Origin of the sequence: Streptomyces sp. NBC_01288 (assembly GCF_035982055.1) — a bacterium.
In the GTDB taxonomy this organism is placed as follows: Bacteria; Actinomycetota; Actinomycetes; order Streptomycetales; family Streptomycetaceae; genus Streptomyces.
On the sequence record NZ_CP108427.1, the window covers coordinates 7,783,460 to 7,802,747 of the forward strand.

A 19,288-nucleotide genomic window follows, 5' to 3' on the forward strand; every position below is an offset into this window, starting at 1 on the left:
GTCGTCCCTATGCCCACGCATATGCCACGACGACGACGGGAGAGCCGATGCGTACGCCGCGCCAGCCGTCCCAGCACACCGCGAATGGCCAGAACTGGTCCTTCATGGATGCTCGCCCTGCCGCGCAGGGTATGTACGACCCCCGCAACGAGCACGACGCCTGTGGCGTCGGCTTCGTGGCCACCCTCACCGGCGAGGCGAGCCACGCGCTGGTCGAGCAGGCGCTCACCGTGCTGCGCAACCTGGAGCACCGCGGTGCGACGGGTGCCGAGCCCGACTCCGGCGACGGCGCGGGCATCCTGTCCCAGGTGCCGGACGCCTTCCTCCGCGAGGTGGCCGGATTCGACCTCCCCGCCGCCGGTGGATACGCGGTCGGCATCGCCTTCCTGCCCGAGGACGGCGCCGACGCGATCGTCTCGCAGGTTGAGACGATCGCCGTAGAAGAAGGCCTCACGGTTCTCGGGTGGCGTGAGGTTCCGACCGCGCCCGAACTCCTCGGCGCCACGGCCCGCTCCACCATGCCGCTGTTCCGTCAGCTCTTCGTGAGCGACGGGCAGAGCCAGGGCATCGACCTCGACCGCAAGGCCTTCGCGCTGCGCAAGCGCGCCGAGCGCGAGGCCGGCGTCTACTTCCCGTCGCTGTCCGCGCGGACCATCGTCTACAAGGGCATGCTCACCACAGGTCAGCTGGAGCCCTTCTTCCCGGACCTGTCCGACCGGCGCTTCGCCTCCGCGATCTCGCTCGTGCACTCCCGGTTCTCCACGAACACCTTCCCGTCGTGGCCGCTCGCCCACCCGTACCGCTTCGTCGCGCACAACGGCGAGATCAACACGGTCAAGGGCAACCGCAACTGGATGGCGGCCCGCGAGTCCCAGATCGCCTCCGACCTCTTCGGCGACCAGGAGAAGATCGACCGGATCTTCCCGATCTGCACGCCCGAGGCCTCCGACTCCGCGTCCTTCGACGAGGTGCTGGAACTTCTCCACCTCGGTGGGCGGTCGCTGCCGCACTCCGTGCTGATGATGATCCCGGAGGCGTGGGAGAACCACGACTCCATGGACCCGGCCCGCCGCGCCTTCTACCAGTTCCACGCCACGATGATGGAGCCCTGGGACGGCCCGGCCTGCGTGACCTTCACCGACGGCACCCAGGTCGGCGCGGTCCTCGACCGCAACGGCCTGCGCCCCGGCCGCTACTGGGTCACCGACGAGGGTCTCGTCGTCCTCGGCTCCGAGGTCGGCGTCCTCGACATCGACCCCGCGAAGGTCGTCCGCAAGGGCCGCCTCCAGCCCGGCCGCATGTTCCTCGTGGACACCGCCGAGCACCGCATCATCGAGGACGACGAGATCAAGGCCGGCCTCGCCGCCGAGAAGCCGTACGCCGACTGGCTCGAAGCCGGTGAGATCGAGCTGTCCGACCTGCCCGAGCGTGAGCACATCGTGCACACCCACGCCTCGGTCACCCGCCGCCAGCAGACCTTCGGCTACACCGAGGAGGAGCTGCGCGTCATCCTCGCGCCGATGGCCAAGGCCGGTGCCGAGCCCATCGGTTCGATGGGCACCGACTCGCCGATCGCCGCGCTCTCCGCCCGCCCGCGGCTGCTCTTCGACTACTTCACCCAGCTGTTCGCGCAGGTCACCAACCCGCCGCTGGACGCGATCCGCGAAGAGCTCGTGACTTCGTTGCGCTCGTCCCTCGGACCCGCGAGCAACCTGCTGGAGCCGACGGCCGCTTCCTGTCGTAGCGTCACCCTGCCCTTCCCGGTGATCGACAACGACGAGCTGGCCAAGCTCATCCACATCAACGCCGACGGCGACATGCCCGGCATGAAGGCCGCGACCCTCTCCGGCCTGTACCGGGTCTCCGGCGGCGGCGACTCCCTCGCCGCCCGCCTCGCCGAGATCTGCACCGAGGCCGACGCCGCGATCGAGAACGGCGCCCGCCTGATCGTCCTCTCGGACCGGCACTCCGACGCCGAGCACGCGCCGATCCCCTCGCTGCTGCTCACCGCCGCCGTTCACCACCACCTCATCCGCACCAAGCAGCGCACCCAGGTGGGTCTGCTGGTGGAGGCCGGTGACGTTCGCGAGGTCCACCACGTCGCCCTGCTCATCGGCTTCGGTGCCGCGGCCGTCAACCCGTACCTCGCGATGGAGTCCGTCGAGGACCTCGTCCGCGCGGGCACCTTCCTCACCGACATCGAGGCCGAGCAGGCCATCCGCAACCTGATCTACGCGCTCGGCAAGGGCGTCCTCAAGGTCATGTCCAAGATGGGCATCTCGACCGTCGCCTCCTACCGGGGCGCCCAGGTCTTCGAAGCGGTCGGCCTGGACGAGCGGTTCGTCAACAGCTACTTCAGCGGTACGGCCACCAAGATCGGCGGCGTCGGCATCGACGTCATCGCCAAGGAGGTCTCCGCCCGGCACGCGAAGGCGTACCCCGCGAGCGGCATCGCGCCCGCGCACCGCGCCCTCGACATAGGCGGCGAGTACCAGTGGCGCCGCGAGGGCGAGCCGCACCTGTTCGACCCGGAGACGGTCTTCCGCCTCCAGCACTCGACGCGCACCAACCGCTACGACATCTTCAAGAAGTACACGGACCGCGTGAACGAGCAGTCCGAGCGGCTGATGACCCTGCGCGGGCTTTTCGGCTTCAAGAGCGGCCGTGAACCGATCTCCATCGACGAGGTCGAGCCCGTCTCCGAGATCGTCAAGCGCTTCTCCACCGGCGCCATGTCGTACGGCTCCATCTCCCTGGAGGCGCACGAGACCCTCGCCATCGCCATGAACCAGCTGGGCGGCAAGTCCAACACCGGTGAGGGCGGCGAGGACGCGGACCGGCTCTACGACCCGGCCCGGCGCAGCGCCATCAAGCAGGTCGCCTCCGGCCGCTTCGGCGTCACCTCCGAGTACCTGGTCAACGCGGAGGACATCCAGATCAAGATGGCCCAGGGCGCCAAGCCCGGCGAGGGCGGCCAGCTGCCCGGCCACAAGGTCTATCCCTGGGTCGCCAAGACCCGGCACAGCACCCCCGGTGTCGGTCTCATCTCGCCGCCGCCGCACCACGACATCTACTCCATCGAGGACCTCGCCCAGCTGATCCACGACCTGAAGAACGCGAACCCGCAGGCGCGGATCCACGTGAAGCTGGTCTCCGAGGTCGGTGTCGGCACGGTCGCCGCGGGTGTCTCCAAGGCGCACGCGGACGTCGTCCTCATCTCCGGCCACGACGGCGGTACGGGTGCTTCCCCTCTTACTTCTTTGAAGCACGCGGGTGGACCTTGGGAGTTGGGCCTCGCCGAGACCCAACAGACCTTGCTTCTCAACGGACTTCGCGACCGCATCGTCGTCCAGACCGACGGCCAGCTCAAGACCGGCCGTGACGTCGTCATCGCCGCGCTGCTCGGCGCCGAGGAGTTCGGTTTCGCGACCGCGCCGCTCGTCGTCTCCGGCTGCGTCATGATGCGCGTCTGCCACCTCGACACCTGCCCGGTCGGCATCGCCACGCAGAACCCGGTGCTGCGCGACCGGTTCGCCGGCAAGGCCGAATACGTCGTGAACTTCTTCCAGTTCATCGCCGAAGAGGTCCGCGAGATCCTCGCCGAGCTGGGCTTCCGCACCATCGAGGAAGCCGTCGGCAAGGCCGGAACGCTCGACGTCGAGCGGGCCGTGGACCACTGGAAGGCGCAGGGCCTCGACCTGGCCCCCCTCTTCTACGTCCCCGAACTCCCGGACGGCGCAGCCCTCCACCAGGTCATCAAGCAGGACCACGGCCTGGAGAAGGCGCTCGACAACGAGCTGATCAAGCTCGCCGCCGACGCCCTCGCCGCGTCCAGCGCCACCGACGCCCAGCCGGTCCGCGCACAGGTCGCGATCCGCAACATCAACCGCACGGTCGGCACCATGCTCGGCCACGAGGTGACGAAGAAGTTCGGCGGCGCGGGCCTGCCCGACGACACCATCGACATCACCTTCACCGGCTCGGCGGGCCAGTCCTTCGGCGCCTTCCTCCCGCGCGGTGTCACGCTGCGCCTGGAGGGCGACGCCAACGACTATGTGGGCAAGGGCCTTTCGGGCGGCCGGGTCATCGTCCGCCCCGACCGGGGCGCCGACCACCTCGCCGAGTTCTCCACCATCGCGGGCAACACCATCGCCTACGGCGCGACCGGCGGCGAGCTGTTCCTGCGCGGGCGTACCGGTGAGCGGTTCTGTGTCCGCAACTCCGGTGCCACCGTGGTCTCCGAGGGCGTGGGCGACCACGGCTGCGAGTACATGACCGGCGGCCGGGCGGTCGTCCTGGGTGAGACCGGCCGCAACTTCGCGGCGGGCATGTCCGGCGGCATCGCCTACGTCATCGACCTGAACCCCGACAACGTCAACGTCGGAAACGCGGGTGCCGTCCACGAGTTGGACGAGGACGACAAGCAGTGGCTGCACGACGTGGTGCGCCGGCACGCCGAGGAGACCGCTTCCACGGTCGCCGAGAAGCTGCTCGCCGAGTGGACCGTGTCCGTGGAGCGCTTCAGCAAGATCATCCCCAGTGCGTACAAGGCAGTGCTCGCCGCCAAGGACGCCGCCGAGCGAGCGGGTCTCTCCGAGACTGAGATCACCGAGAAGATGATGGAGGCGGCGATCAATGGCTGACCCGAAGGGCTTTCTGAACCACGGGCGCGAGGTCGCCAAGTCCCGCCCCGTGGACGTCCGTCTCAAGGACTGGAACGAGGTCTACGTCCCCGGTTCGCTGCTGCCGATCATCGGCAAGCAGGCCGGCCGGTGCATGGACTGCGGCATCCCGTTCTGCCACAACGGCTGTCCGCTGGGGAACCTCATCCCCGAGTGGAACGACTACGCCTACCGCGAGGACTGGACGGCCGCGTCGGAGCGTCTGCACGCCACGAACAACTTCCCTGAGTTCACCGGGCGGTTGTGCCCCGCGCCGTGCGAGGCGGCCTGTGTGCTGGGCATCAACCAGCCGCCGGTCACCATCAAGAACGTCGAGGTCTCCATCATCGACAAGGCGTGGGAGACGGGCGACGTCGCCCCGCAGGCTCCCGAGCGCCTCTCCGGCAAGACCGTCGCGGTCATCGGCTCGGGCCCGGCCGGCCTCGCCGCCGCCCAGCAGCTCACGCGGGCGGGCCACACCGTCGCCGTCTACGAGCGCGCGGACCGCATCGGGGGCCTACTCCGGTACGGCATCCCCGAGTTCAAGATGGAGAAGCGGCACATCAACCGCCGTATCGAGCAGATGCGCGCGGAGGGCACCCGCTTCCGCACCGGCATCGAGATCGGCCGCGACCTCAAGGCCACCGACCTGCGCAAGCGCTACGACGCCGTCGTCATCGCCGCAGGCTCCACCACCGCGCGTGATCTCCCCGTCCCCGGACGGGAGTTGACCGGCGTCTACCAGGCGATGGAGTACCTGCCCCTCTCGAACAAGGTCCAGGAAGGCGACTACGTCACCGCCCCGATCTCGGCCGAGGGCAAGCACGTCGTCGTCATCGGCGGCGGCGACACCGGCGCGGACTGCGTCGGTACGGCACACCGCCAAGGGGCCGCGTCCGTCACGCAGTTGGAGATCATGCCCCGCCCGGGCGACGAGCGGAACGCGGTCGCGCAGCCCTGGCCGACCTTCCCGATGCTCTACAAGGTGACCTCCGCGCACGAGGAGGGCGGTGAGCGGGTCTACTCCGTCAACACCACCCACTTCGAGGGCGACGAGGACGGCAACGTCCAGTGGCTGCACCTCGTCGAGGTCGAGTTCGTCGAGGGCAAGCTGACCCAGAAGCCGGGCACCGAGCGCAAGATCCCCGCCCAACTGGTCACGCTGGCCATGGGGTTCACCGGCCCCGACCGCGAGAACGGCCTGGTCGACCAGTTCGCCCTGGGCCTCGACGAGCGCGGCAACATCGCCCGCGACGCCGACTTCCAGACCAACGTCCCCGGCGTCTTCGTCGCCGGTGACGCGGGCCGCGGCCAGTCCCTCATCGTCTGGGCGATCGCGGAGGGCCGCTCGGCCGCACGCGGAGTCGACCGCTTCCTGACCGGCGCCAGCGAACTGCCTGCGCCGATCCGGCCGACGGACCGGGCATTGATGGTCTGACGGTTCACGGTCCGACGGTTCGCCGTCTGACGGTTCATCAAAAGACGTCCGCACAAAGGCGTGCGGAGCACGAGACGGCGCCTGCCTTGTCCCCGACCGGACCCGGCAGGCGTCGCCATATGTCCGGGCCCAACTCCCGCCTTCCTACGGCACCTTGTACGTCTCCCCGTACACCTTCCACACCAACGGCGTCCGCAGCTCCAGGTTCCCCTCCTCCAGGAACTTCCGCTGGGCCGTGTCGATGCGGGTGGTGTCGATGCCGGGATGCTTGGCCCGCATGGTGGCGCGGCGGACGTCGAGGAAGGCGCTCAAGTAGGCCTTCTCGGAGCCGCCTTCGGCCGGGGTCTTGGCCTGCCGCATCGCACGTTCCCGGATGCCGTAGAAGCCGTCCGTGCCGGGGCCGTGGAAGACGATCGCGTCGTAGTAGATGAACTGGCCGAGCGGGCCCAGGCCGTCGCGCTTGGCGGTGCTGACCGCCGGGTCGAAGTAGATGCGGTCGCGCTCCGTGTCCTGCGCCGCCTGGAAGGCGGGGACCTTCGCCTCGGCGCGCCAGGCGGCCTGGAAGCCGGGGTCCAGGCCCTCGTGGGAGGCCGTGCCGTCGACCTTGCGCAGGGCGGGGAGGTAGCGGGCGAGGCCGTTGTCGAGGTGGGCCGCGGTGTAGCGCTCGACCAGGACGAGCAGGTCGTGGGTGCCGGTGCAGAAGCCGATGATGCCCGCGGTGTAGCCTTGTCCGTCGCCGATGTCCTGTACATAGCCGTACGCGCTGCGCCAGTTGAGGGTGGAGTTCTCGGCGCTGGCCACCAGCTTCTGCGCGAGGTTCTTCATGGCCGGCGCGGCCAGGCCCTCGGGCGCTCTGCGTTCGGTCGCGGCGGACGGCTGCGTGGGCCGCGGGTCGGTGTGGGTACTGGGTGAGAGGCCGTAGGCCGTCGCGGCTATGGCGACGGGCACGGCGGCGAGCATCAGGACGCCGGCGCGTTTCATGGGGCCCAGCGTAAGTGCGGTTACGTCCCTTATTCCGGGGGTTGGGGGGACATTGCGAATGCCTGACCTCCGTGCCGTAACCTCGATCCTTTCGCCGTGATCCGAAGGGAGCCCCCGTGGCCGCGATCTCGCTCAGCAAGGTCGAGGAGACCGCGCCCGCGCTGGTCAGCCTGTACAAGAGCGCCGGAGTCTCGCTGCGCAAGCACGGCCTGGACGGGCAGCGGGCCGCCGTATATCTCGTGGTCGACTACTCGGGCTCCATGAAGCCGTACTACAAGGACGGCAGCGTGCAGGCGCTCGCCGACCGGGTGTTGGGCCTGTCGGCACACCTCGACGACGACGGGACCGTGCCGGTCATATTCTTCTCGACCGACGTCGACGCCGTCACGGACATCGCCCTCGCCGACCACCAGGGCCGGATCGAACGGATCGTCGCCGGGCTCGGGCACATGGGCAAGACCAGCTACCACCTCGCCATGGACGCCGTCATCGACCACTACCTCGACAGCGGCGCCAAGGACCCCGCCCTCGTCGTCTTCCAGACCGACGGCGGCCCGATCAACAAGCTCGCCGCGGAACGGTACTTGTGCAAGGCGGCGAAGCTCCCGATGTTCTGGCAGTTCGTCGGGTTCGGCGACGCGAAGAGCAAGCAGTTCGAATTCCTGCGCAAACTGGACGAGTTGGCGGTGCCGCAGAAGCGGGAGATCGACAACGCGGGCTTCTTCCACGCCGGTTCGGACCCGCTGAAGATGTCCGACGCGGAACTCTACGACCGGCTCGTGGGCGAGTTCCCGCAGTGGCTGGCGGCGGCACGGGAGCGGCGGTTCGTCCAGTGATCCGCACCCTGCCCGCCTCGGCCCGAACTGCCGTGCCCTGGAAGAACGGTGGCGGTGTGACGAGGGAGATCGCCGCGTGGCCCGAAGGCTCGGGCATGGACGCCTTCGCGTGGCGGGTGAGCCTGGCCGAGGTCGCGGCGGACGGACCGTTCTCGGCCTTTCCCGACGTCGATCGCACCCTGACCGTCGTCGAGGGCGCGGGCATGGATCTGACGGTGGGCGGCGAACGGTGGCTGGTCAACACCCGTTACGTACCAAGGGACTTCAGAGGCGACGTACCGACCGACTGCCGACTGCTGGACGGGCCGGTCGTCAACCTCAACGTGATGTGGCGCCGGGGCTGCGCGGGTTCTACGACTGCTGTTCCTACGGTGGCTGTCGTCCGAGGGCGGCTGCCCCTGCGCGCGGGCGCTCTGGTCGTGGCGCTCGACGGGACCGCAGAGGTGGCCGGGCTGGCCCTCGGGCCTTACGACGCCGTGCAGTTGGGCGATGAGGAGGCGGTGCTCCACGCCCGGGGACGTACCGCCGTGATCGGGCTGCCATTGCCCGCTGACGCACCGTTGGCTTAGCCGGGACCTCGTGGCACCCTGTGGGGTGATCCGACGGGGAGGGCGGCCAACGTATGGACGGCGCACGATCGGTGAAGGGAGCGGTGGGTGCCGGACGGCCCGACGCGGCCGGAAAAGGGGAGAAGCTCGCCGACTGGGCCGACGGGCGGCTCGGGCTGTACGCGATCGCCAAGTCCAATATGCGCAAGGTCTTCCCGGACCACTGGTCCTTCATGCTGGGCGAGATCTGCCTCTACAGCTTCATCATCCTGATCCTGACCGGCGTCTACCTCACCCTGTTCTTCGAGCCGAGCGGCGTCGAGGTCATCTACCACGGTTCCTACGCGCCGTTGAACGGCATCCCGATGACCCGGGCTTTCGAGTCCACGCTCGACATCAGCTTCGACGTGCGCGGCGGGCTGCTGATCCGGCAGATCCACCACTGGGCGGCCGTCGTCTTCATCGCCGGCATGCTCATCCACATGATGCGGGTGTTCTTCACCGGCGCGTACCGCAAGCCGCGCGAGATCAACTGGGTGTTCGGCTGGACCCTGTTGTTCCTCGGCATCATCACCGGCCTGACCGGCTACTCGCTCCCCGACGACCTGCTGTCCGGCACCGGCATCCGCTTCGCGGACGGCGCGATCCTGTCCGTGCCGATCGTCGGTACGTACATGTCGATGTTCCTGTTCGGCGGGGAGTTCCCGGGGCACGACATCATCTCGCGGCTCTTCCCGGTCCATGTCCTGCTGCTGCCGGGGATCATGCTGGGCCTGGTGGTCGCGCACCTGATCCTGGTCTTCTACCACAAGCACACCATGTACCCCGGGCCCGGACACAACCAGAAGTCCGTGGTCGGCATGCCGTTCCTGCCGGTCTACATGGCCAAGGCCGGCGGCTTCTTCTTCCTCGTCTTCGGTGTCCTCGCGATCATGGGCGGGATCGCCAGCATCAACCCCGTGTGGGCGTTCGGGCCGTACCGGCCGGACCTGGTGACGACCGGCGCACAGCCCGACTGGTACCTCGGCTTCTCCGAGGGGCTGATCCGGGTCATGCCCGGGTGGGAGCTCAACGCCTGGGGCCACACACTGGAGTTGGGCGTCTTCATCCCCTTCACGCTCTTCCCGCTGATCCTCGCCGCCATCGGCGCCTACCCCTTCATCGAGGCCTGGATCACCGGCGACAGACGCGAACACCACATCCTGGACCGGCCGCGCAACATGCCCGTGCGCACCGGGCTCGGGGTCGCCTGGCTCAGCCTCTACGCGGTGTTGCTGATCGGCGGCGGCAACGACGTAGTGGCCACGCATTTGAATCTCTCCATCAACGCGATCACCTGGTTCGTGCGGGTCTCCTTCTTCGTCATGCCGGTGGCCGCGTTCCTGATCACCAAGCGGGTCTGCCTCGGGCTCCAACGCCGGGACCGCGACAAGGTGTTGCACGGCCGCGAGTCCGGCCTCATCAAGATGCTGCCGCACGGCGAGTACGTCGAGGTCCACGAACCCCTCACCCCGGACGAGCGGTTCAGGCTCACCCAGCACGAACAGGAACCGCCGTACGCGATCGGCCCGCTCGTCGACGCGAACGGCGTCGAGCGACAGGTCAAGGGCGGTCAGCGGGTACGCGCCCGGCTGGCCAAGGCGATGTTCGGCCCCGAGGCCCGCATCCCGAAGCCGACGGCGGAGGAGTACAAGGAACTCACGAGCGGCGACCATCACCACTGAGGCTGTTGAGCACCGCGGCCCGGCACTCGCCCGGGCTGCCCCAACTCGTGCGCAGGGCACGTGCCTTGGTCAGCCACAGCGACAGGTCGTACTCGGCGGTGTAACCGATCGCGCCGTGCAGCTGAAGCGCCGTACGCGCGGTCCTGTACGCCGCCTCGCACGCCGTGACCTTGGCCGCGGCCACGTCCGACTCCGTCATGGTGAGCGCGGCGCCGAAGAGCAGCGGGCGCGCGAACTCCAACGCGATCTTCGCATCGGCCAGTTGATGCTTGACCGCCTGGAACGAGCCGATGGGGACCCCGAATTGGGTGCGCTGCTTGACGTAGGCCACGGTCCTGTCGAGCAACGCGAGCCCGACGCCGAGGGCTTGGGCGGCGGTGGCCAGGCGGGCCCAGGTGAGGGCGTGGGCGACGGCGGCGGCCACGTGCGGGCCGACAGCGAGGAGTTCACCGCCGGTGGGGGTGGGGAAGAGACGGCGGGCGGGGTCGAGAGACGCGTGCGGCCCGGCCGTCGAGGGCGCGCGGCCGGGCGGGGGAGCGAGCCGCAACTCGGCCGCCGGGGGTGCGTCACCGGGCGGGAGTGCGTCACCGGGCGGGCAGGCGAGCCGCGACTCCGCCGCCGACGCGCCTGCCTCGGACGTCGACGCGCCTGCCCCGGACGTCGACGTGTTTTCTCTGGACGCCGATCGGTCCGCCGCCTCAGCTTCTACGACCGTCTCTGCCGCGGCCTGTCCCATCGGGCCCCGCGCCGCCCAGGCCGTCAGCCGTACGTCCGCGATGTCCGCGTCCAGCGCGTACCGCCCCGTCGCCAGCGTCGCCGTCGACTCGCCGGAGGCCAGCGCGGGCAACAGCCGCTTGGCCGGGGCCGAGTCGTCCAGGGCGGTCAGCAGCGCCGCCGCCGCGACCGTCTCCACCAACGGTCCCGGAACCGCGTGCCGCCCCAACTCCACGAACGCCACGGCGAGTTCGACGGGCCGGGGACCCAGGCCCTCGTAGGCCTCGGGCACCGCGAGGGCGAACACCCCCGCCCCCGCGATACGGCGCCACAGCGCCCGCCCGCTCGCATGCTCGCCGCGGCTCCAGGACCGTACGACCGACGGAGTGTCCGCCGCCGTCAGCATCGCGTTCAACGAGTCGGCGAACGCCCGCTGTTCGGGGTCGAGGAGGAAGCGCATCAGCGGCGGCCCTTCGGCAGGCCGAGCAGGCGCTCGGCGATGATGTCGCGCTGGATCTCGTTCGTACCGGCGTAGATGGGGCCCGCGAGGGAGAAGACATAGCCCTCGGACCAGTCCGTGTCCGTCAACTCGCCCTCTTCACCCAGCAGTTCGAGAGCCGTCTCGTGCAGCGCGATGTCGTACTCGGACCAGAAGACCTTGTTGATGCTGGACTCGGGGCCGATGGACTCGCCGTCGAGGAAGCGGGAGGCGTTGGCGTAGGTGAAGAGCTGGTAGGCGCGGGCGCCGATCACCGCGTCGGCCACCTGGTCCCGTGCGGCCTGCGAACTCCCTTGCGCACGCCAGAGGTTGAGGAGGCGGTCGGCGGCGGCGAGGAAGCGGCCGGGGGAGCGGAGGGTGAGCCCGCGTTCGTTTCCCGCGGTCGACATGGCGACCCGCCACCCCTGGCCCGGCTCGCCGATCACGTCCTCGTCGGGGACGAACACCTCGTCCAGGAACAGCTCCGCGAACGCCGGTCTGCCGTCGAGGCGGCCGATCGGGCGGACCGTGACGCCGGGTGCGCGCAGGTCGAACATCAGGTAGGTCAGGCCCTGGTGGGGCTTCGGGGCGTTCTGCTCGCTGCGGAACAGGCCGAAGGCGCGGTCCGCGAAGGCCGCCCGCGATGACCAGGTCTTCTGGCCGCTCAGCAGCCAGCCCCCGCCTGTGCGCACCGCCCGCGAGGTGAGGGACGCGAGGTCAGAACCCGCCTCCGGCTCCGACCACGCCTGTGCCCACACCACCTCGCCGGTGGCCATCGGCGGTAGTACGCGCGCGCGTTGCTCGTGTGTGCCGTGGTCGAAGAGGGTCGGGGCGAGCAGGTTGATGCCGTTCTGGCCGACGCGGCCCGGTGCGCCCGCCGCGTAGTACTCCTCCTCGAAGACCAGCCACCGCACGATGTCCACGCCCCGGCCGCCGTACTCCTCCGGCCAGGACACCACCGACCAACGGTCCGCGGCGAGTTGGGCCTCCCAGACGCGGTGCGCGGCGAAGCCCTCGGCCGTTTCCAGGGAGGGGAGCGGGACGGCCGGCACGTGTGCGTCCAGCCAGGCGCGGGCCTCGGCGCGGAACGCCTCCTGGTCGGGCGTGAAGTCCAGGTCCATTGACCGCCCATCCTTCCCTAACAAGTGTTTGGTAGGTTAGCGTGGCGGTATGACAGGCGTCGAGAGTCCGGCATACGTCCCCGGGCACGGGCTGCTGAAGGGGCGCACCGCCGTTGTCACCGCCGCCGCCGGCGCGGGCATCGGCGGGGCCACCGCGCGCCGCTTCCTTCAGGAGGGTGCGCGGGTGCTGATCAGCGACGCGCACACGCGACGGCTGAAGGAGTACGAGGCCGAGCTGGCCGGGGAGTTCGGGTCGGAGTCGGTCGCCGCGCTGCCGTGCGATGTGACTGACGAGGCCCAGGTGCAGGGGTTGTTCGACGCGGCCGTCGCTGTGCACGGGAGGCTGGACGTCGTCGTCAACAACGCTGGCCTGGGCGGCACTTCGGACCTCGTCGACATGACCGACGAGCAGTGGTCGAGGGTGCTGGACGTGACCTTGAACGGCACGTTCCGGTGCACCCGGGCGGCCCTGCGCGCGATGCGCGAGAGCGGTGGCGGGGTGATCGTCAACAACGCCTCCGTCGTCGGCTGGCGTGCCCAGGCCGGGCAGGCGCACTACGCGGCGGCCAAGGCGGGCGTGATGGCGCTGACCCGGTGCGCGGCGATCGAGGCCGCCGGGTACGGGGTGCGGATCAACGCGGTCTCGCCGAGCCTCGCCATGCACCCGCACCTGGTGAAGGTGACGACGCCCGAGCTGCTGACCGAACTCACCGCGCGCGAGGCCTTCGGGCGGTACGCGGAGCCCTGGGAGGTGGCCAACGTGATCGTGTTCCTGGCCTCGGACTACTCCTCGTACATGACCGGCGAGGTCGTCTCCGTGAGCAGTCAGCATGCGTAACGGCGCGAGGGACCAAGGCTCTGGCACGACAATGGTGGCGTGCCGACCAAGAAGAAACCCCCGGTGACCGCCGCTCCGGCCCGCCGTCGTGAACTCCTCGACACGGCGGCCGAGGTCTTCGCCGAACAGGGGTACAACGCCACCACCGTACGGAAGATCGCCGACCACGCGGGCATGCTCGCGGGCAGCCTCTACTACCACTTCGACTCCAAGGAATCGATGCTGGAGGAGATCCTGCGGACCTTCCTCGACGAACTCTGGGGCGGCTACGACACCGTCCTGGACGCCGAGTTGAGCCCGCGGGAGACGCTTGAGGCCCTGGTCACCGAGTCGTTCCGGGAGATCGACCGGCACCGCGCCGCCGTTGCGATCTACCAGAAGGAGAGCAAGCACCTGGTCGCGCAGGAGCGGTTCGCGTTCCTCGCCGAGTCGCAGCGCAAGTTCGAGAAGGCGTGGCTGTCCACGCTGGAACGCGGGGTCGCCGCCCAGGTCTTCCGGGCCGACCTCGACGTCCGGCTCACCTACCGGTTCGTCCGGGACACGGTGTGGGTCGCCGCGTCCTGGTACCGGCCGGGCGGCCAGCACAGCGCCGAGGAGATCGCCCGGCAGTACCTGTCGATGGTGCTGGACGGGATCGCCGTACGCACGTAACTCACGGGTCTGTATGGGGAGTTGACATGGCCGAGGCCTATATCGTCGAAGCGGTCCGTACGCCCGTCGGGCGGCGCCGGGGCGGGCTGAGCGGGGTGCATCCGGCCGACCTCGGGGCGCATGTGCTCAAGGAACTGGTCGCGCGCTCGGGGATCGATCCCGCCGCCGTCGAGGACGTCGTCTTCGGGTGCCTGGACGCGGTGGGGCCGCAGGCCGGGGACATCGCGCGGACCGCCTGGCTGGCGGCCGGGCTGCCCGAGGAGGTGCCGGGCGTGACGGTGGACCGGCAGTGCGGGTCCTCGCAGCAGGCCGTGCACTTCGCCGCACAGGGCGTGCTGTCCGGCACGCAGGACCTGGTCGTCGCGGGCGGCGTCCAGAACATGTCCCTCATCCCCATCGCCTTCGCCTCCCGCCAGGCCGCCGAACCGCTCGGCCTCACCGACGGCCCCTTCGCGGGCAGCGAGGGCTGGCGCGCGCGGTACGGGACGCGGCCCGTCAACCAGTTCGCCGGGGCCGAGATGATCGCCGCGAAGTGGGGCATCAGCAGGCAGGACCAGGAGGAGTTCGCCCTCCGCTCGCACCGGCGTGCCCTGCGCGCGATCGACGAGGGCCGCTTCGAACGCGAGACGGTCGCCTACGGCTCGGTCGCGGTCGACGAGGGCCCGCGCCGCGACACCTCGCTGGAGAAGATGGCCGGCCTGAAACCGGTCGTCGACGGCGGCACCATCACGGCCGCGTGCTCCTCCCAGGTGTCCGACGGCGCGGCGGCGATGCTGCTCGCCTCGGAACGGGCGGTACGCGAACACGGGTTGACGCCCCGCGCCCGCGTCCACCACCTCTCCGTCCGGGGCGAGGACCCCATCCGCATGCTCTCGGCCCCCATCCCGGCCACCGCCCACGCCCTGAAGAAGACCGGCCTCTCCATCGACGCCATCGACCTCGTCGAGATCAACGAGGCCTTCGCACCCGTCGTCCTCGCCTGGCTGAAGGAGACGGGCGCGGATCCGGAGAAGGTCAACGTCAACGGCGGCGCGATCGCCCTCGGCCACCCCCTCGGCGCGACCGGCGTCAAGCTCATGACCACCCTCCTGCACGAACTGGAGCGCACCGGCGGCCGCTTCGGCCTCCAGACCATGTGCGAGGGAGGCGGCCAGGCCAACGTGACGATCATCGAACGGCTGTGAGGTGCGGGGCGCGTCGTGGGCCCGAGTGATCAGAGCGAGCGGTAAACGTCGCGACGGTTGCCGACTTTGACGACGAGAATGATCAGCTGTCCGTCGTCGATGCGGTAGGCCACGCGGAAGTCGCCGACTTGGAGCCGATACAAGCCGTCGTGGCCGGAGAGCTTCTTCACGTCGGCGTCGTCGCGGTACGGATCGTCGCCAAGCTGTGTGAGCGCGGTCAGGATTCGCATGGCGCTGGTGCGGTCGACGGTTCGGAGCTGCCGTTGAGCTGTGGCTGTGAAACGGAACGCGTACTTCACGCGGTGCCCTGCCCCGAATCCTCGCTGAACAGGTCGGCGAGGACCTCCGCCATGCTCACCGTCGGCTCGTCCAGATGCTGGCGTGCCTCCCGGGCCAGCAGTTCGTCTGCGGCTTCCTCAAGCGCGTCGTATTCGGACATGGGCACCAGCGCCGCGACCGGCGTGCCGTTGCGTGTGATGACGGTGGCTTCGCCTGCCTCCGCCTTGCTGAGGATTCCGGAGAGTCCGGCGCGGGCTTCTCGGATGTTCATGGCCTCTGACATGCTTCGAGTGTACACAGAGGTGTGTACACTCGGTCAGGCGTCAGCCCGCACCAGCGCCCACAGCACCTCGTCGGCCTGCTTCATCACCCGCGCCACCAGCTCCGCGCACGACGGCAGATCCTCGATCACCCCGGCGACCTGCCCGGACGCCATCACCCCGAGGTCCGTCCGGCCGTCCACCATCGACGCCTTGAGCAGCATCGGTGTGTTCGCGGCGAGCAGCACCTGGCTCCAGGTCAGCTCCTTTCCGTGCTTCATGGCCAGGCCGTCGCGGATCATCCGGCGCCAGGTCAGTCCGGACAGTCGGCGGAAGCCCGCTGCCCGGTGTATCGCCTGGAACAGGGTTCTCGTGCGGCCGGAGTTCTCCAGGGTGTCGACCAGTTCGGTGCGGAGCATGCGGTGCGGGAGGCCGTCGACCGCCCTCGTGACCGTGACGTCCTTGACCGTCGCCGCCAGATAGGCCGCCTTCACCGCGTCCGGGACCGTCGAGTCCGAGGTGAGGAGGAAGCGGGTGCCCATGGCGACGCCCGCCGCCCCGTAGGCGAGGGCCGCGACCAGGCCCCGCCCGTCGAAGAAGCCGCCGGCCGCGATGACCGGTATGTCCACCGCGTCCACGACCTGCGGCAACAACACCGTCGTCGCCACCTCCCCGGTGTGCCCGCCGCCCTCCCCGCCCTGCACGATCACCGCGTCCGCGCCCCACGCCGCGACCTTCTCCGCGTGCCGCCGCGCCCCGATCGACGGGATCACGACGACCCCCGCCTCCTTCAACTCGGCGATCAGCTCGGCGGACGGCGCGAGCGCGAAGGACGCGACCCGTACACCCTCCTCGATGATGATCCGCACCCGGTCGCCGGCGTCGGTCGCGTCCGCGCGCAGATTGACCCCGAACGGCTCCCGCGTACGGGACTTGACCTCGCGGACCGCGTCCCGGAGCCGGTCGGTGGTCATGGTCGCGGAGGCGAGGATGCCCAGCGCGCCCGCGTTCGCCGTGGCCGACACCAGGCGGGGTCCCGCCACCCAGCCCATGCCCGTCTGCACGATCGGATGCCGGACCCCGACCAGCCGGGTCAACGCGGTCTCCATCACGAACCCACTTCTCTGAACCGGGTGTCGGCCGGGTCGATCACTTCACGGATCAGCCGCAACTCGTCCGGAGTGGGTTCGCGGGTCGACGGCACATCGTCCGGGATGACGAGTTCGAAGCCCGTCGCCTCCCGCACCTGCTCCACACTCACCCCCGGATGCAGCGAGGCCAGCCGCATCGAGTGGTCGGGGGTCGCGAAGTCGAAGACACCGAGGTCGGAGACGACCCGGGGGATGCGGTGGAAGCGGGCCGTCCCCGGGTGCTCGGCGACCCGGTCGTACCCCACCCCGCACACCATGTCGACCTTCTCCACGAACACCCGGGGTGAGTGTCGAGGTATCCAGTAACTGGTCGGATTGTTCAGCGTGTTGATCGGCGCCCCGCGCACCCCGAGCAACTGCCGCTTCGGCCGCGCCCAGTCGCCGACGCACGAGATGTTCTGGTTGCCGTACCGGTCGATCTGACTCGCGCCCATCATCACGTGCCGCCGCCCCCCGGACACCAGGGCCAGATGCTGCCGGTACGGCAACCAGCCCTCCGGTGTCCCGTCCGGACGGATCAGCATCGCCTCGCCGTCGGTCAGCAGGAGATCCGGCGCGAAGGTGAGCCGGGCCAGCCGCGCGCCGACGGAGGGGATGAACCCCATCGGGCTGGCCAGGATCTCCCCGGAGTCACGCCACGCCTCCGCACAGGCGATCACGCAGTACTCGGCACGCCGTACGTCCGTACGCGGTACGTCGCTACGCGATACGTCCATCACCCTTGCTCCTCCTGCCAGTTCCGCACCGCCGACTCATAGGCCTGTTCGTCACCGGCCAGGAAGCGCTCGGAGAACTCCGCCCAGGGTGTCGTCGCGTACATCCGCTGGAAGGCCTCGTCCCTGCCGTGGTCGGGAGCGGATGAGGTGAAGTGGGCGCCGCCCGGGGCCTCGACGACTCCGGTCACGCTCAGCCGCTTGACGAGCAGGGACTGCGGAGGTGCCTCCTTCGTCAACTCGGCCGTGTCAACGATCCGTTCGCAGGAGACATAGGCCGCGTCCGCCGCCTCGCAGAACAGGTCGTCGAAGTACGGGTCCGGGCCCAGGTACTGCCCGTTGCCCAGCCGGTCGGCGCGGTTGACGTGGACCAGGGCCGCGTCCAGCCGCAGCGCGGGCATCGCGACGAACGTCTCCCCGTCGTCGTACGGCGAAGTGACCGTCCGCAGGCCGGGGTTGACCCGCATCACGTCCGAACCGATCCCCGCGCGCACCGGCAGGAACGGCAGCCGGTTCGCGGCGGCGCGCAGGCCCCACATGAACATGCCCTCGTCGACCTCCATCAGCTCGAAGGCTCCGTTCTCGCGTGACGCGCGGTAATGCGGTTCGAGGGGGATCGAGTCGAGGGTGACGAAGGCGGCCACCAGCTTGCGGATGCGGCCGGCCGCCGCGAGCATGCCGACGTCCGGGCCGCCGTAGGAGACGACGGTGAGGTCGGTGAGGTCCGAGCGGAGCAACGCCCGTACCAGGGCCATGGGTTTGCGGCGCGAGCCCCAGCCGCCGATGCCGAGGGTCATGCCGCTGTGCAGCCGGGCGACGACCTCGTCGGCCGTCATCGTCTTGTCGGTCACCTACGCCTCCTTCCTCTCCGATGAGCCGAACGTGTCGCGGACCCGGTCGGCCACCCCGCTGACGTTGGCCTCGTAGGTGAAGCCCTGTTCGTAGCGGTAGCTGCGGCGGACGTCGACGGGGTCGATGCCGTTGATCGCGGACTTGGCGAGGCGGATCAGCTCGCCGTCCTTGGCGGCTATCTCGGCCGCCAACTCCAGCGCTGCGGGCAGGAGTTCGGCGCACGGTACGACCCGCCACACCGAGCCGTGCGCGTGCAGCTCGGCCGCCGTCGCCGTGCGCGAGGTGTAGTACAGGGCACGCATCAGGTGCTGGGGGACCAGCCGGGCCAGGTGCGTGGCGGCGCCCAGTGCGCCCCGGTCCAGCTCGGGCAGGCCGAAGGTGGCGTCCTCGCTCGCCACGATCACGTCCGCGTTGCCGACCAGCCCGATGCCCCCGCCCAGACAGAAACCCTGCACCGCCGCGACGACCGGCACCTCGCACTCGTACACCGCCGCGAACGCCTCGAAACAGCCCCGGTTCACCCCGACCAGGGCCGACCGCCCCCGCGCCTGTATCTCCTTGATGTCCACGCCCGCGTTGAAACCCCGTCCCTCGGCCGCCAGCACCACACAGCGCACATCGGGGTCGCGCCCGGCCGTGCGCACGGCGTCGGCCAGGGCGAACCAGCCGTCCACCGGCAACGCGTTCACCGGTGGGTAGTCGACCGTGACGACGGCGATGCCTTTTTTATCGGGCCCCTTTGTCGAGGTCGAGGTGGAGACACCCATGGATGCATCAGCTACCTTTCCACCAAACATTTGTTAGGTGCGAGGCTTCGAAGCTAGCAGCCGGAGAATCCGAGCGGGAGGCCCTGTGGACA

At 69.7% G+C, this 19,288-nt stretch carries 17 protein-coding genes; 8 read left to right on the forward strand and 9 right to left on the reverse strand.

What is annotated here, in order from left to right; translation table 11 throughout:
* Window positions 1-47: 47 nt before the first annotated feature.
* Together gltB and OG194_RS35140 are read left to right on the forward strand one after the other, a co-directional pair.
* The gene (gltB, locus tag OG194_RS35135) at window positions 48-4,643 is read left to right on the forward strand and encodes a glutamate synthase large subunit (protein WP_327404791.1); all 4,596 of its coding nucleotides are present in this window, start codon (window positions 48-50) and stop codon (window positions 4,641-4,643) included.
* Window positions 4,636-6,099, forward strand: a complete 1,464-nt coding sequence (locus OG194_RS35140; RefSeq protein ID WP_327404792.1) for a glutamate synthase subunit beta — start codon at window positions 4,636-4,638, stop codon at window positions 6,097-6,099. The genes gltB and OG194_RS35140 overlap by 8 nt, the downstream gene beginning before the upstream one ends.
* A 144-nt stretch (window positions 6,100-6,243) precedes the next feature.
* Here the strand turns inward: OG194_RS35140 and OG194_RS35145 are convergent, their stop codons facing one another.
* Entirely contained in the window at window positions 6,244-7,080 is an 837-nt protein-coding gene (locus OG194_RS35145) for a chitosanase (protein ID WP_327404793.1), read from the reverse strand.
* A gap of 116 nt (window positions 7,081-7,196) precedes the next feature.
* On the opposite strand from OG194_RS35145, the gene OG194_RS35150 reads away from it, so the two are divergent.
* The 3 genes from OG194_RS35150 to qcrB are packed head-to-tail and all read left to right on the forward strand — an operon-like array spanning window position 7,197 to window position 10,188.
* The gene (locus OG194_RS35150; RefSeq protein WP_327404794.1) at window positions 7,197-7,916 is read left to right on the forward strand and encodes a vWA domain-containing protein; all 720 of its coding nucleotides are present in this window, start codon (window positions 7,197-7,199) and stop codon (window positions 7,914-7,916) included.
* Window positions 7,913-8,485: a HutD/Ves family protein gene (locus tag OG194_RS35155; RefSeq protein ID WP_327404795.1), complete on the forward strand. Its 573-nt coding sequence runs from the start codon at window positions 7,913-7,915 to the stop codon at window positions 8,483-8,485. The genes OG194_RS35150 and OG194_RS35155 overlap by 4 nt, the downstream gene beginning before the upstream one ends.
* Window positions 8,486-8,538: 53 nt before the next feature.
* A complete protein-coding gene (qcrB, locus tag OG194_RS35160) occupies window positions 8,539-10,188 on the forward strand; it encodes a cytochrome bc1 complex cytochrome b subunit (protein WP_327404796.1) in 1,650 nt (549 codons plus the stop codon).
* On the opposite strand, the gene OG194_RS35165 is transcribed toward qcrB, so the two are convergent.
* Together OG194_RS35165 and OG194_RS35170 are read right to left on the reverse strand one after the other, a co-directional pair.
* Window positions 10,163-11,362 (reverse strand): acyl-CoA dehydrogenase family protein, encoded by a 1,200-nt coding sequence (locus OG194_RS35165; protein WP_327404797.1) that lies wholly within the window; start codon window positions 11,360-11,362, stop codon window positions 10,163-10,165. The two genes, qcrB and OG194_RS35165, sit on opposite strands and share 26 nt — an antisense overlap.
* The gene (locus tag OG194_RS35170) at window positions 11,362-12,501 is read right to left on the reverse strand and encodes an acyl-CoA dehydrogenase family protein (protein WP_327404798.1); all 1,140 of its coding nucleotides are present in this window, start codon (window positions 12,499-12,501) and stop codon (window positions 11,362-11,364) included. Before OG194_RS35170 ends, OG194_RS35165 begins: the two co-directional genes overlap by 1 nt.
* A 49-nt stretch (window positions 12,502-12,550) precedes the next feature.
* Between OG194_RS35170 and OG194_RS35175 the strand changes: the two genes are divergently transcribed.
* The 3 genes from OG194_RS35175 to OG194_RS35185 are packed head-to-tail and all read left to right on the forward strand — an operon-like array spanning window position 12,551 to window position 15,174.
* A complete protein-coding gene (locus OG194_RS35175) occupies window positions 12,551-13,339 on the forward strand; it encodes an SDR family oxidoreductase (RefSeq protein ID WP_327404799.1) in 789 nt (262 codons plus the stop codon).
* A gap of 39 nt (window positions 13,340-13,378) precedes the next feature.
* On the forward strand, window positions 13,379-13,990 hold the full coding sequence (locus tag OG194_RS35180) for a TetR/AcrR family transcriptional regulator (RefSeq protein WP_019062253.1): 612 nt from the start codon (window positions 13,379-13,381) through the stop codon (window positions 13,988-13,990).
* 26 nt (window positions 13,991-14,016) lie between these two features.
* A complete protein-coding gene (locus OG194_RS35185; RefSeq protein WP_327404800.1) occupies window positions 14,017-15,174 on the forward strand; it encodes an acetyl-CoA C-acetyltransferase in 1,158 nt (385 codons plus the stop codon).
* 29 nt (window positions 15,175-15,203) lie between these two features.
* Here the strand turns inward: OG194_RS35185 and OG194_RS35190 are convergent, their stop codons facing one another.
* The 6 genes from OG194_RS35190 to OG194_RS35215 are packed head-to-tail and all read right to left on the reverse strand — an operon-like array spanning window position 15,204 to window position 19,196.
* On the reverse strand, window positions 15,204-15,473 hold the full coding sequence (locus tag OG194_RS35190; protein ID WP_327404801.1) for a type II toxin-antitoxin system RelE family toxin: 270 nt from the start codon (window positions 15,471-15,473) through the stop codon (window positions 15,204-15,206).
* Window positions 15,470-15,736 carry a type II toxin-antitoxin system Phd/YefM family antitoxin gene (locus tag OG194_RS35195; protein WP_327404802.1) on the reverse strand — a complete coding sequence of 89 codons (267 nt, stop codon included), beginning with the start codon at window positions 15,734-15,736 and terminating at the stop codon, window positions 15,470-15,472. The genes OG194_RS35190 and OG194_RS35195 overlap by 4 nt, the downstream gene beginning before the upstream one ends.
* Window positions 15,737-15,769: 33 nt before the next feature.
* Window positions 15,770-16,822, reverse strand: coding sequence for an NAD(P)H-dependent flavin oxidoreductase (locus tag OG194_RS35200; protein ID WP_327404803.1), 1,053 nt, complete (start codon window positions 16,820-16,822; stop codon window positions 15,770-15,772).
* A complete protein-coding gene (locus OG194_RS35205; protein ID WP_327404804.1) occupies window positions 16,822-17,580 on the reverse strand; it encodes a CoA-transferase subunit beta in 759 nt (252 codons plus the stop codon). The genes OG194_RS35200 and OG194_RS35205 overlap by 1 nt, the downstream gene beginning before the upstream one ends.
* Entirely contained in the window at window positions 17,580-18,428 is an 849-nt protein-coding gene (locus OG194_RS35210) for a CoA transferase subunit A (protein ID WP_327404805.1), read from the reverse strand. Before OG194_RS35210 ends, OG194_RS35205 begins: the two co-directional genes overlap by 1 nt.
* Window positions 18,429-19,196 (reverse strand): enoyl-CoA hydratase family protein, encoded by a 768-nt coding sequence (locus OG194_RS35215; protein WP_327404806.1) that lies wholly within the window; start codon window positions 19,194-19,196, stop codon window positions 18,429-18,431.
* Window positions 19,197-19,288: the final 92 nt, after the last annotated feature.